This window comes from Planktothrix rubescens CCAP 1459/22 (assembly GCA_904830895.1).
Lineage (GTDB): Bacteria > Cyanobacteriota > Cyanobacteriia > Cyanobacteriales > Microcoleaceae > Planktothrix > Planktothrix agardhii.
The window spans coordinates 3,309,462-3,322,930 of the sequence record LR882958.1 but is presented as its reverse complement, the minus strand read 5'-3'; the positions used below and the strand labels follow the sequence as shown (position 1 = coordinate 3,322,930).

14 protein-coding genes and 1 pseudogene are annotated in these 13,469 nt (G+C 38.5%); 9 read left to right on the top strand and 6 right to left on the bottom strand.

Annotated elements, in window-relative coordinates:
• The first annotated feature begins 74 nt into the window (after positions 1–74).
• From ppc to NMG86_RS15530, 5 genes are all read left to right on the top strand, one after another.
• A complete protein-coding gene (gene ppc / locus NMG86_RS15550; protein WP_026798004.1) occupies positions 75–3,173 on the top strand; it encodes a phosphoenolpyruvate carboxylase in 3,099 nt (1,032 codons plus the stop codon).
• 167 nt (positions 3,174–3,340) lie between these two features.
• Positions 3,341–3,823, top strand: coding sequence for a hypothetical protein (locus NMG86_RS15545; RefSeq protein WP_026794647.1), 483 nt, complete (start codon positions 3,341–3,343; stop codon positions 3,821–3,823).
• Positions 3,762–4,103 (top strand): hypothetical protein, encoded by a 342-nt coding sequence (locus tag NMG86_RS15540; RefSeq protein WP_051319569.1) that lies wholly within the window; start codon positions 3,762–3,764, stop codon positions 4,101–4,103. Before NMG86_RS15545 ends, NMG86_RS15540 begins: the two co-directional genes overlap by 62 nt.
• Before the next feature lie 621 nt (positions 4,104–4,724).
• Positions 4,725–5,327, top strand: a complete 603-nt coding sequence (locus tag NMG86_RS15535; protein WP_026794646.1) for a hypothetical protein — start codon at positions 4,725–4,727, stop codon at positions 5,325–5,327.
• 58 nt (positions 5,328–5,385) lie between these two features.
• The gene (locus tag NMG86_RS15530) at positions 5,386–5,883 is read left to right on the top strand and encodes a type III secretion system chaperone family protein (protein ID WP_026786205.1); all 498 of its coding nucleotides are present in this window, start codon (positions 5,386–5,388) and stop codon (positions 5,881–5,883) included.
• Positions 5,884–5,933: 50 nt separating this feature from the next.
• Here NMG86_RS15530 and NMG86_RS15525 read toward each other — a convergent pair whose 3' ends face one another.
• Positions 5,934–8,387 (bottom strand): putative PEP-binding protein, encoded by a 2,454-nt coding sequence (locus tag NMG86_RS15525; protein WP_026798003.1) that lies wholly within the window; start codon positions 8,385–8,387, stop codon positions 5,934–5,936.
• A 45-nt stretch (positions 8,388–8,432) separates the two neighbouring features.
• On the opposite strand from NMG86_RS15525, the gene NMG86_RS15520 reads away from it, so the two are divergent.
• The 3 genes from NMG86_RS15520 (at position 8,433) to NMG86_RS15510 (ending at position 10,093) form a co-directional block, all read left to right on the top strand.
• Positions 8,433–9,098 carry a ComF family protein gene (locus tag NMG86_RS15520; RefSeq protein ID WP_233422912.1) on the top strand — a complete coding sequence of 222 codons (666 nt, stop codon included), beginning with the start codon at positions 8,433–8,435 and terminating at the stop codon, positions 9,096–9,098.
• A gap of 118 nt (positions 9,099–9,216) precedes the next feature.
• Positions 9,217–9,351: a hypothetical protein gene (locus NMG86_RS15515; RefSeq protein WP_081694489.1), complete on the top strand. Its 135-nt coding sequence runs from the start codon at positions 9,217–9,219 to the stop codon at positions 9,349–9,351.
• Between the two features lie 124 nt (positions 9,352–9,475).
• Positions 9,476–10,093 carry a calcium-binding protein gene (locus NMG86_RS15510; RefSeq protein ID WP_158442161.1) on the top strand — a complete coding sequence of 206 codons (618 nt, stop codon included), beginning with the start codon at positions 9,476–9,478 and terminating at the stop codon, positions 10,091–10,093.
• A 52-nt stretch (positions 10,094–10,145) separates the two neighbouring features.
• Here NMG86_RS15510 and NMG86_RS15505 read toward each other — a convergent pair whose 3' ends face one another.
• Together NMG86_RS15505 and NMG86_RS15500 are read right to left on the bottom strand one after the other, a co-directional pair.
• Complete coding sequence (locus tag NMG86_RS15505) at positions 10,146–10,349, bottom strand: PTS sugar transporter subunit IIB (protein ID WP_071782562.1); 204 nt, start codon at positions 10,347–10,349, stop codon at positions 10,146–10,148.
• On the bottom strand, positions 10,309–10,527 hold the full coding sequence (locus tag NMG86_RS15500; RefSeq protein ID WP_071782563.1) for a PTS transporter subunit EIIC: 219 nt from the start codon (positions 10,525–10,527) through the stop codon (positions 10,309–10,311). The genes NMG86_RS15505 and NMG86_RS15500 overlap by 41 nt, the downstream gene beginning before the upstream one ends.
• 169 nt (positions 10,528–10,696) lie before the next feature.
• Between NMG86_RS15500 and NMG86_RS15495 the strand changes: the two are divergent.
• Positions 10,697–10,915 (top strand): annotated as a pseudogene (locus NMG86_RS15495) (IS701 family transposase); the annotation flags it as partial.
• Between the two features lie 151 nt (positions 10,916–11,066).
• On the opposite strand, the gene NMG86_RS15490 reads toward NMG86_RS15495, so the two are convergent.
• The 3 genes from NMG86_RS15490 to NMG86_RS15480 all read right to left on the bottom strand — a co-directional run bounded on the left by NMG86_RS15490 (position 11,067) and on the right by NMG86_RS15480 (position 13,220).
• Entirely contained in the window at positions 11,067–11,573 is a 507-nt protein-coding gene (locus NMG86_RS15490; RefSeq protein WP_199918647.1) for a hypothetical protein, read from the bottom strand.
• Between the two features lie 143 nt (positions 11,574–11,716).
• Positions 11,717–12,319 (bottom strand): hypothetical protein, encoded by a 603-nt coding sequence (locus NMG86_RS15485; RefSeq protein ID WP_026786210.1) that lies wholly within the window; start codon positions 12,317–12,319, stop codon positions 11,717–11,719.
• A 64-nt stretch (positions 12,320–12,383) separates the two neighbouring features.
• Positions 12,384–13,220 carry a calcium-binding protein gene (locus tag NMG86_RS15480; RefSeq protein ID WP_026798001.1) on the bottom strand — a complete coding sequence of 279 codons (837 nt, stop codon included), beginning with the start codon at positions 13,218–13,220 and terminating at the stop codon, positions 12,384–12,386.
• Positions 13,221–13,469 lie beyond the last annotated feature (249 nt).

Genomic DNA, 13,469 nt, shown 5'->3' with positions numbered 1-13,469 from the left:
TTCTGTGGTTATGCGAGAAATTAGGCAATACAATAAACTGGATATTCTTGCCACACACACAGGAAAAGACGATCATGAGTTCACTGCTCCAATCTTCCGAACAGGCTCCAAATACGGTCGTTTCGTCAAACCCGCCAACCACCACTTCGGATTTATTTTTACGCAATCGTCTCAAGATTATTGAGGATGTCTGGGAGTCCGTTCTCTGTCAAGAGTGCGGTCAACAACTGGTGGATTTACTCCATCAGTTAGCATCCATGACCTCACCGGAAGGACAGGCTGAAGAATTTCAAGGATCGGATTCCCTCAAGTTAATCGAACAGCTTGATATTAACCAGGCTATTCGTGCGGCCAGAGGGTTTGCCTTATATTTTCAACTGATCAATATTGTTGAACAGCACTACGAACAACGGGAACAACAGCTTGCTTATAACCACGGAAAAGGGAAAGCAAAGTTACCTGTCTCCCCGGTGAAATCCATGTCTACTTTCGATACTCGGAATCAACGTTTTTCCGATCAAGAAGAAAGTCCCCTTCCTAATGTCACCAATTACACCGAACAGGATCGGGAGTTAGCAACATTCCATTCCCTATTTCCGATGTTGCGACAGTTAAATGTTCCCGCCCAAAAGATCCAAAGGTTATTAGATCAACTAGATGTGCGGATGGTATTTACGGCCCACCCGACGGAAATTGTTCGCCATACAATCAGAACCAAACAGCGTCGGATTGCCACTATCCTAGAACAACTTGATCAAGTCGATGAAAGTTTTGGCGGACTCAGAACTGAGGAGCTAGGAGAGTCTTCCGTTATGTCGGAATTGACAGAAGAACTCCATGAAAACTTGACCGAAGAAATTCGGCTGTGGTGGCGTACCGATGAACTCCACCAATTTAAACCTACGGTTTTGGATGAGGTAGATTATTCCCTGCACTATTTTCAGGAAGTTATATTTGACACCATTCCTCAACTTTATAAGCGCTTAAAACACGCTTTAAATGTTTCTTTTCCCTATCTGAAATTACCTAAACATGATTTTTGTAAATTCGGATCTTGGGTGGGTTCAGATCGAGACGGAAATCCATCGGTAACACCGGAAGTTACCTGGAAAACTGCTTGTTATCAGCGTCATGTTGTCCTAGAAAAATATATTGAAGCGGTGAAACGCCTCAATCGGTTATTGAGTTTATCCTTACATTGGAGTGATGTTCTTCCCGAATTATTAGAATCTTTGGATCGAGATCAAGGACAATTACCTGATATCTATGATCAAACCGCCATTCGCTATCGTCAAGAACCCTATCGTTTAAAACTTTCTTATGTCCAAAAACGGTTAGAAAATACTCGCGATCGCAATTGGCAAATGTACAATAATGCCGAAATGTCTCGCATCCGAGAGCGTCTGGTTCCTGACCACGAAGCCAGTAAATTATACCGTTCTGGGAATGAATTCCAAGTTGAGTTGAAAATGATTCAACGCAACCTAGAAGAAACGGGAATGAACTGTCAAGAACTGGAAAATCTGATCTGTCAGGTGGAGGTTTTTGGGTTTAGTTTAGCCCGGTTAGATATGCGTCAAGAGTCTTCAATTCATTGTAATGCTCTGAACGAAATTACTAACTATTTGCAAGTCTTACCCAAACCCTATACCGAGCTTTCAGAAGCCGAAAGATGTATATGGTTAGCAACAGAACTCCAAACCCGTCGCCCCCTAATTCCGGCGGAATTACCGTTTTCTGAAAAAACCTGCGAAACCATTACCACCTTTAGGGTAATGCGGGAATTACAACAGGAATTTGGGCCGGAAATTTGCCAAACCTATATTATTAGTATGAGTAATGAAGCCAGTGATTTACTGGAAGTTTTACTCTTGGCAAAAGAAGCCGGACTTTATGATCCAGCCACCGGAATTGGGAATGTTATTGTTGTTCCTCTGTTTGAAACGGTAGAAGATCTCAAACGTGCTCCCCGGGTGATGACAACTCTGTTTGAATTACCTTTATATCGGGCAATGTTAGCTGGAGGTTATGAACAATATAAACTTGTGAGTCACGATCCCGATCTATCTCTACAAGAGATTATGTTAGGCTATTCCGATAGTAATAAAGATTCGGGTTTCTTGAGCAGTAACTGGGAAATTCATAAAGCCCAAAAAGCCTTGCAGAAAGTGTCTGAATCCTATAAAGTCGGTCTGCGAATCTTCCACGGACGCGGGGGTTCGGTGGGTCGAGGCGGTGGCCCAGCCTACAAAGCGGTTTTGGCTCAACCGGGCCGCAGTATTAATGGCCGGATTAAAATTACCGAACAGGGGGAAGTCCTGGCGTCTAAATATTCTCTCCCACAGTTGGCTTTATTTAACCTCGAAAGCGTGACTACCGCAGCCATCCAAGCCAGTCTTCTCCATAACGGTTTTGATGAGATTGATCCCTGGAATCAAATTATGGAGGAGTTGTCAATGCGATCGCGGGCGCACTATCGGGCTTTAATTTATGAAGAACCTGATTTACCCGAATTCTTCCATCAAGTTACCCCGATCCAAGAAATTAGCCAACTACAAATCAGTTCTCGCCCCGCCCGTCGCAGTGGTGATAAGAAAAAGGATATTTCTGGTTTAAGGGCGATTCCCTGGGTATTTAGCTGGACTCAGAGCCGTTTTTTACTGCCTTCTTGGTATGGTGTGGGAACCGCTTTACAGGCGTTTATCAACGAGGAACCCCAGGAAAATCTGAAACTCCTGCGGTATTTCTACGTTAAATGGCCATTCTTTAAAGTGTTGATTTCCAAGACGGAAATGACCTTGGCTAAAGTCGATATGGAAATCGCCCATCACTACGTTCGGGAGTTAAGTCATCCCGATGATCTCGAACGGTTTGAGATATTATTCCAACAAATCCTCGCCGAATACAATCTCACCATTCAGTTAGTCCAAGAAATTACCGGACATCAACAACTATTAGAAGATGATCCCGTCCTACAGCGTTCGGTGCAGTTACGCAATGCCACGATTATTCCTCTAGGTTTATTACAAGTGGCTTTGTTAAAACGGTTACGTCAACACGGAAAATCCGTGGCTTCGGGTGTCGTCCATTCCCGTTATAGCAAGGGTGAATTACTCCGAGGCGCTCTATTAACTATTAACGGCATTGCCGCCGGAATGCGAAATACGGGCTGATCTTTTCAGTCATCAGCCCCCAGACCTCCTACGGGGGTTTGGGGGTCAGTTATCAGTTTTATACGGGATGTGCTAAAATTGGTTCAGGTTTTCAAGGTTTTTGTCAAAAGAAAAAAGACATCTTCGATGATTAAAACCATTTGTCACATCTTATGGAGGTGACGTTAGTGACTACAGTAGTGATAGTTAATCCTTATGAAATTAAACACTTTAAGTATGGAGTAGTAGTCAATCCATCAAAATTTATTCTTGTAGGAAAAAAATTACATAGATTGGCAAAAACTATTCAAAAAGAATGGCATAATTTTGAAGAAGAAGATAAGGATTTGTTGATCAAATTGGCTTATGATTTAATAGAGCCAAACAATAGTATTTGGAAATTTCCTCAACAAGTTTGGTCTTTTGTTTATTTATTAATAATTAAAATAACTGGACAAGAAAGAGAATTCCTTTTTTGCGTTGATGCTATTGATGGTTTAGTTGATACTATTCTTGATGCTATCGAACAAGAAAATAAAAGTTATCAAGAAGTATTATCAGACACTTTAAAAGAGGTTAGAGATAATCCTGAAATTGGAGAATTTGTTGATGCAAAACAAGGAAGCCAATGGCTTAGAGATTTATCAGATAAAGCGTTTAGAGAAATTTGATAAAAGTTATAATGATTTAATCAAAAAACACTATCGCAAAAGCAAAAAGGCTGAACAGGAATTTCGCAATTTGATTGAAGATTTTATCAAAAATCCAGAGTTTTTAAGTAATCCTTCTTCGGATAGTTTTTCAGATAGTTTAAGTTTTCCATCTGATACTTCTGAAGATGGATTTCAATTTAGAAAAAAGCGATGGCGAAGATTACCCTCTCAACCACCAGATAAGGATTTAAAACGACAAATTAACCTGGCAAAAGAAGATACTAAGGAATATAAATAGCATCTTTGGCTGGGATTGTCTGCACTGGTAGGATTAATTTCAACCGTTAATATATTTTTAGGGACGACGCGGAAATTATAAATTAACGGGTAAGTATTGTCCGGTGTATTAATTAAAATTGTGCTGGTTTCTCCGGGTTGACGTTCGACTTTGACTAAAAATTCTTCAGTTTTACCAGGTGCTAACCGTTGGGAATGATCATTAGCTAAGGCATAAACTAGGGTTTGATTGGTTTTATTTCACAGTCTGACCGTAATCAATTGACTCGGATCAACTGTTGCTTGTACATTCGAGTCCGATGGTGATGATGTCTGGTCAAATAGTTGAGCGATACTCGGAGAACTCAACCCGACACTCAGAGTCGCCACCAGGGTCGCTAAGGCTAAAATACGATATTAAACATAAACTCACTTCAACGCAATCACACCTCCATTAATCCGCTTATCAACCTTCGATCCGGAAAGGGAAAGGTGTCTTTTGCCTTGCGGTCTATAAAAAAACATGATATTGATCAGAAGTTGCATTATAATTCGTAAGTGGGCAGAAAGCAATATTAATGGCTGCTAACGGCACACTAGATAGCTGAGTTTACTTGATTCTTGAGCCAGTCAATCCTAATTTATGCAATCAAACCTTGTTCGTCTGAATATTCCTAGTGGTTGGGCAATCACTGATAATTCTTTTGGGGATGAAGATCCGTTTGTACAGGATGGTCGCATTCTCAATCAGCATTTTTATCATGAAAACTTGCTAGTGATTCAATCAATTGAGTTTAAGGAAACAGACTGGATTATTAATCAAAAGGGTTATACTTTAAAACTCGGTTGGTATCCCCATGCTGATCCTAATGGATGCTATCGGTTAGAGTTATTACCCAGAAATTCTGAGCAAGAGGGACTAGAATTTCAGTCCAAAGACAGGGAAAGAATTCGTCAAGTTATTGAACAGTGTTTTGATTTGATTAGTCGCGGAGTTGATGGTGAGGAAATTAAATGGACAATTGAACAGAGTGATAAAACCTTTGAAAAAAATTCTCGTTTAGGATCGGGAATTAGAAAAAAAATTCAAGATTATAACCGATATCAAAATCGTTTTTATTATGGTCAACTTTACTCCTTGTATCCCCCCATTTATTATGAATTAACTAATATTGTTTACCGGAGTGCTAAAGCAAATAAAATTGCGTATAATATGCCAACGCCAGATAACTCCCATCGAGCGTAATTGTTAAAGCCACTATTCAAAGAACTTTGTAGATATAGGAAAATTAAGGATGTTTACTGTGTCAGAACAAAACCCGGAATTACTTTCTCAAGAATACCCATCAGATCGGCCTGTATTTGATGTTCTCATTGACTTTATGACCCTAGATGGTTGGGTTTATAGAGAAATTGAACATCGGCGAGTCTTGGCATTGGGTGTAGAGGGCAAAAACGGCCGATTTGATTGTTATACCATTGTTAGGGAAGAAGAACGGCAAATTGCGGTTTATTCCGTTTCTCCAGTGAAAGTTCCTGACTATAAACGCTATAATATGGCGACATTTATCACCCTGCTCAACTATGGGACAGTGGTGGGAAATTTTGAAATGAATTTTCAAGATGGTGAACTTCGATATAAAACCAGTTTAGATGCGGAAGATGCGGCTCTAAACCCGGCATTGATTAAACATTTAATCTATACCAGTGTCACGACGATGGATGACTATTTACCCGGAATTTTATCGGTAATTTACGGTAATATTTCCCCAGAAGAAGCCTTCCAACGGACTCAATATTAAGGTTGAGGGTTGAGGGTTGAGGGCGAGAAGACCTCGCCCCTACCTACTCTCTAAAGATGATGGCGAGAGGTTTCTAGGGAAATCTGTTTTTCTGATTTGGCGATCGCCATATAGGTAGATTCAATGGCATCTAAATTAACGGAAATTGATGTAATTCCCCACCGGACTAAATCTTCAATTAATTCGGGATATAATGCGGGAGCATCTCCACAAATTGAACAAGGAATATTAGCAGTTTTTGCAATTTCAATTAACTGTTTTATCGCTTTTTTAAAAGCCGGATTACTTTCATATAAACCTGGGAATACCTGCATTTGATTTCGATCAATTCCAAATAATAATTTGGTCAGATCATTGGTGCCAATTGAAATCCCTTGAACTCCTGCTTTCAGGTAATCAGGTAATAAAAATAGAATTGATGGAACTTCCGCCATAATCCACACTTGAAACTCAGGATAATGACTTAATTGTGATGCTTCGATTCGATTTTTATAAATAGTAAACTCCTCAACGGAACGAATAAAAGGTAAAATCAAATGAATATTTTTGTCCCCCAATTCATATACTTTTAATAAAATTTTTATTTCTAAATCAAATAAAACTAAACGTTCTAAAGAGGGAGAGTCTGAAACTGGAAAAGTTCCTCTATTAATACTATTCTCGGAGGATAACTTCCTATTCTGACTTTCCCTATAGTCCACCAGGGGATAAAAATAATTGAATCCCGATACAGATTGTTCTATTTCTCTTAAATCCAAGGCTCGATAATAAACGGGTCTAGGGGATAAAATTTTAGCCATCTGATCAATGAGTTCGGCCATTTCTTGAATAAATTTTTGCTGTTTTTGATGTAAAATCCATTTATTAAAATCATAGGATTTGTCCCCTATTTCCTGAGAAATCCAAGAGTTTATAGTCGGATATTCAGAACGTTTTAATATTTCAAGAGCGATCAATTCTGATCGAAATAGACCTACTCCATCAATCGGTAAAGGTAAAGAATGAAGTCGCTGGATAGAACTCGATTGACTAATATTAACCATTAGGGGTGTAGAGTTTATATAGGTAGGAATTTTAATCGGTTTTTGTTCCTGAAAACTCCATTTTAAAACCCGTTGATCAACTAAATGCTCAGGCTTAATAACATAAACTTCCCCATAATTTCCATCGACAAAAATAGATTCCCCTGTTTTGATTTTGATTGTTGCATTCATGATTCCACAAACAGCAGGTATACCCAATTCTCGCGCCACAATTGCACCATGGCTGGTCATTCCTCCCTTTTCAGCCACAATAGCAACAGTCTGCTTTAATAGGGGTAAATAATTCCAAGTAATTGCCGGAACTACTAACACGGTATTCTCCGGTAATTGTGAGGGTATAGGTTGTGTTTCCGTCAAGATATATGCAGTTCCTTTAGATTTTCCAGACGCCAGAGCTAGTCCTTGAAAATGCTGTTGATGGGTGCTATAATCAGACTTTATTGAAGGAGAAGAAAGAGGGATTTTGGCACATTTAGCCCCGACGATATAGAATTGAGGTTCTCGATCTTGCGGCTGTTGCAATAAACGCCAATCTAATCGAGTTATTGCCGGATTAAACTGTATAATTTTTTGAATAATATTGATTAATTTTTGTAGGTTTTCACGGTTTAGGGAAAATCCTTGTTGGTGTTCAGAAATCCAAGTAGCATGAATCGGAAGTTGAGGATTTTTAATTCCGAATTGTTTTTGAGAAATGGGATATTTTGTCGATTGATCAGGAGCAGATTTTAAATTATAGATAATCGTTTTAGAGCCTAATTTTTGTTGTTGAATCATTCCCGTTTGGGGTTGGATCAAATAAATATCAGCATGGCTTTCTCCCCATAATAGGGAAAATTCCAAACCCCAAGTCGAGTTTATTTCCCAACAGTTAGGGCGAATTTCCACAAAACCGGAAGCGATCGCGGACTGGAGAGGTTGAACTAATACCACCGGACGTAAATTTTGTAATTCAATTTTGTATCGTTGCCAATATAATAAACTTTTTGCCCGAAAAAATTCACAGTAGGCTTGTTTTAATCCCACTAAAGCTTTTTGAGTATGCGCCCACCCGATCACCGAGTCAAAAAGTCCCGATGTCTTTAAGTGATGGGGAGTGTTCAAACTCGGATAAAAAATCAATGCTGAGGTTTTTAATTTGTCAATGCTGTCTTGAATAGGCTGACTCGATGACGGGGGTAAATGACTGTCCATCATTTGTTGACAAAGATGTTGAGCAATAATTTGTAATTGCCGGGGTTGATTGATGTCAAAATACAGAGATAATTCGGGGAAATCAACAAATCGGGGTTCTAACCAATTAATGGTTTCTAAAAACTCCCAAAATAACTGATCCGTAACTACAAAACCGGGTAAAACCGGATGACCCTGATGGAGTAATTGGCTTAAATAAAAGGCTGGCTCCCCGACAAAATCGCGATGATCAGATTGAATTTCGTGAAGCCCATAAAAATTATCCACACTTTGAACTAAATTTAGTAATAACTTGATCTGAAAACCCGAACTGTGAAAGCGCTCCTAAGTTTATTTCTCAAACCCAACTGTCCGTTATGTGACCGACCTGCAACAACAGAACTTTGTGATTATTGCGAACGACAGTTACTTCGCTGTCGGTTTCCCCCTGGGGTTAAATTTACCTCTGAGGTGCCGCTTTGTGTCTGGGGACAGTACAAAGATGTTCTCAAACGAGCGATCGCTGCTCTCAAATATAATCATCATACCGAATTAGCTAAACCTTTGGGCTATGGATTGGCACAAACTTGGTTATCGACTCCCGGGTTAGGGATCTCCCCTGTGACCGTCGTACCCATTCCCCTCCACCCAGCTAAGTTAAAAAAACGCGGGTTTAATCAAGCAGAACTGTTGGCGAAAAGTTTTTGTGAATTAACGGGTTTATCCCTATCTTCTCACGGTTTAGAACGAATTAAACAAACGGAAGCACTCCATGAACTTTCGCCCGATCAACGTTTAAAAGAAATGCAAAGTGTGTTTAATATTGGTCAGGATTTCCGGCGCCGCCCTCCCCAGGGTTCGGTTTTAATTTTAGATGATATTTATACTACAGGTGCAACGGTTAAATCAGCCATTTCTCAATTCCAAAAGTCGGGAATTTCTGTTGCGGGTATTGTGGCGATCGCCACTACTCAGAAATCAGTCATCAGTCATCAGTAATCAGTTATCAGTTAATAAAATAAATCCCGTTAATAAAGCAAAATCAAGATTTATTGTAGTTGACAAGAACTGACAATTGCTTTATAACTGATTACCAATAACTAATAACTGATTAAAAATGGCTTTAATTTTAGGAACTGAAACTGCTGACAATCTAGTTGGATTGATTGGAAACGATGAAATTTACGGTTTGGCTGGAAATGATACCCTGCAAGGTCTTGAGGGCGATGATACGATGAATGGCAATCTATAGCAATCCTAAATAGGTTGTAACATTTTAATGCTGATATGAAACGGCCAGAAGTATTACCCCAGATCCCTCCCCCCCCTAGCCCCACGTGCACGGGGGGTTTGGGGGGGCTGTTCTCTATTCCCTTTTGATCAGGGATTTTAAACACAACTCAAATAGGATTGCTATAGGAGCAGATGTTATTTATGGTAGTCCAGGGAATGATCTGCTATTTGGAGGAAAAGACGACGATGTTCTGATTGGAGAATCAGGTAAAAATCAAATTTTTGGTAACTTAGGTTCAGATTTATTATTTGGAGGAAATGATAGTGATTCTTTGTTTGGAGGTCAAGGAATTGATCTCCTAGCGGGTGGTGGGGGAAATGATTATGTTTCCGGTGATCTTGGGGATGATTTTATTGCGGGGATTGATGTTAATTCAACCACTCCAGGGGCGGGTAAAATTGATACTTTAGTTGGGGGTGCGGGATTAGATGGATTTTACTTAGGTAGTTCTGATTCTAGCACCTATTACGCCGCCGGAGGTTTAACGGATTTTGCCTTTATTAGTGATTTTACTGTAGGTCAAGATTACTTTGCTTATAAAACTAATGATGTAATTACTTTTAAAGATTTAACCTTATCCGGGTATGGAACCGGAGCAGGTATTTATGTTAATAAATCGGGTTTAGAAGAACTGATTGCATTTTTACCTGGAGTCCAAGCCAATCAACTCAATCTTAACACTGATTTTAAACCTATCTAATACAGATAACCACTAGAGACGCGCCGTGGCACGTCTCTACACTGATGACTGATTACTGATTTCTTACATATTGTTCTGCACCCAAACCGACTAATAGATGTAAAATACCGTCGGGTAAACGTAAAATTCCTTCCACACCTGCGGCTTTTAATTTATCTTCATCAACCAGGTTATTATCAATAATTTTAACTCGTAATCGAGTTAAGGCGACAGCATCAACGCTTTGAATATTCTGTCCTATTGGTAATTGGATCAAGAAATGATCCGATTTGAAAAAAGAAAGGAACATTCCAAATATGATATAATCCAAAGGGTAATAATAAGCGCTCCACAAGCCCATAAATTGCGGCGGTAAGACTAACATTGCCACCGGATGTGGCGGCATTTGCAGCCGTAGAAATCGCGGCTCCAATGGGCGGCCAGACCACGCTCATTTTGAATGCGATCGCCCATTTTAACTTTAGGGCTAAATCCTTGACCCCGCAATGTCACCGTATCTACTCATCTTCAACCATATCTTCGTTGATCAAAATATCTTGTTCCTCTGCTTCTACATTAACAGGACTTACGCAGCTATGCTATGCGTAGCGTAGCCCTGTATGGGAAATCAAACAGTTAACCGGGATAGAATCTTGTCAATGTCGCTGAGGGAGAATTCAAAAAAACCATATTGCTTGCGCTTTATTAGTTTGGACGTTTCTCTCAACAACAGCGAGGAAAGTTTCTCAAACTGTTTATGAATTAAAAGATAATTTATTGTCTAAATACTTTACCCAAGAGCTTAAATATCCGTCTTTGAAGCTAAAATTTATTGAGCTTTAAAACTCATGAATTGAGACTAATTTAATCCGGGTTCCTTGCGATTCTTTGAGCTAAATCGCCGAAAATCGCTCGGTTTTCTATGTGCTATATGTAGCGCAATTGCGTAAGTCCTGAAGTGAAATTTAATTCTAGCTATCAGCATAATACCAATTTAACGAACAGGTTTAAATCCCTGGACAAAATCAATCCATGAATCCACTTTTGAACCTGTAATATCTAAAATCGGAATAGAACGAGTTCTAGGAATCGGTGGCCCAGCTTCTTCTTGAGAGTATTCAATCACTGTTGATTCAGGTTGACCTAAACCATAGCGGTTAGCCATTCGATTAGCAAGGTCACAACTAATAAAGAATTCGCCCATATTAATTTGACCATTGCCAGCATAATATAACCAAGTTCTTGAACTACCTTGATTATTACAATCATAATAAGTCACTTCAAACATTTTAGCGATATGCACATCATAAAGCCTCAATTTTCCCCCATAAGCAGCACGAGTTGTATCTCGGTCAGGAACAGTCATTGTATAAATTCCTTCGCCATGTTGTAACCTCATGGGAACTGCGGTAGACTGCGCCAAAACTGATGTAGAATTGCCAATTAGTTCAATCAATGGAATGATTGATACAATTAAAAATTTACCAAAATTGTTCAGCATTAGAATTTGCTCATAGAAAGGATAATGTTGATATGATATCCGGTTAAATCCACAAAATCTCCGTAGGGGCGGGTTCACCCAGATATTGAATACCCATCAAAGATTTCACTAAACCCGCCCTTCTTCTATCTCAAATATTAAGTCTATTTTGAGATTAAATTAGAAAAAACTAAAATTTTAAATAGCCACCCACTAATAATTAACATGACTGATACAGCTAAAGCAGAGCCATTTTCAGGTATTTTTGAAATTTGATTACAACCTGTGTAAATCATTAAAATTGTATAAGTCATAGCTATTACAGCAAAAATAGCAATGATTTCCAAGTTAATAAAACCCAAAAAGTAAGAAATTAAAATTAATAATGATATAGGAATTAAAGCTGTACCAGCAATAAATATATCTGCTTTTATACTGCCAGCACCTCTAAATAATTTACGGGTTAAAAAGCTAGATCCAGCAATACTTAAGAAACTGGTAATACTCAGAGCAATTAGGTTGAAAACAGATATTTCAGAAATTGAATTCTGACTTTTGAATTTATTAAATGCTAAGATTATACAAAGAACGTAAGCTACGCCAAAAGTAATTCCCACTCCTAATGCTCTTTTTTCTCCTAATCCTTGAAAAAAGATAGGTAGACCCCCTACAGGATTAACTAAGAAAATTTTTAATCCTTGAATAGCATCATTGAGCGTTGATTTAACTTGACTAGCAACCAAGTTTTGCTTTTCTTTGTCGTTCATAGTTCGATCACCAATAAAATAAGGGACTGAATGATATTTCCAAAATCAAATCAGAAAAGTTAAGCTAAATAATCACAAAATCATTAGCAGTTAGAGTAAAGTTATCTCGATCTCGTCCTAGCACTGCCAGTAACTCACCACCGGACTCAATTTTCAAAAACTTGGTAATATTAGTCCCAAAGTTTTCCTCAACGCTTCCTTGTCCAAAAATACTATCAATCTGTTGCGGTTGGATCTCGCTAATTAATAATTGTTCAAAGGTAACACCAACTAAACCAATTTTATCCTCACTATTGATAAAGTCTAAAATTAAGTCAGCATTTTCAGTACCCGTTGGAATTTCATTAAGATCAGCAGTTTTACTGATAATAAAAGTATCTGCTCCACCTGTTTCATAAAGATCACCTCTTAATATATCCTGATCTCGATCTCCAGAAATACTATTGCTCCCTTCATTTCCTGTTAAAATATCTTTACCTTGCCCTCCAAATAGATCAGCATTTCCACTAGAGGATACAGTAATTGAGTCATCTCCTAAATTACCAAATAAAAAGCTTATGCCATTATTACCATCAAAAGAATAACCACTATCTTTGATAATATCATTACCTTGACCTCCATAAATTGTATCATATCCATAGTCACCGTATAACGAATCGTTGCCCTCATTACCATATAAAATATCATTATTATCCCTACCTAATATTGTATCATTTCCCTCCATTCCGAACAAAATGTCTTTCCCCTCACCTCCAACAATAGAATCTTGTCCTGACAAACCTAATATTGTGTAAGAGATTGTATCTTGATAATTTTCTAATGTAATAGTATCGTTATCAATACTGCCAAAAAATTGACCGAATTGATCCAAATCTGTTTTGGAAATAATATATTTAGCCATGTGTTCTCAATCCTTAAATGTTATAATTTTACAGTTTAATAACAGATCTTCAGATTAATCTGTTATTATTTTGTTATCTCTGCTATTAATCTACGAATTGCTTAAACACGGCAACCCCTTGATTTAACTGCTGGATGGGTTGACCGGACATTGAACCTGAGTTATCCAGTAACAAAACAACTGGACATCGTGGTTCCTGGTTAATCGCAAAATCCGCTAGATTCCCTGTGGGCATAGGTTTCCTATCTT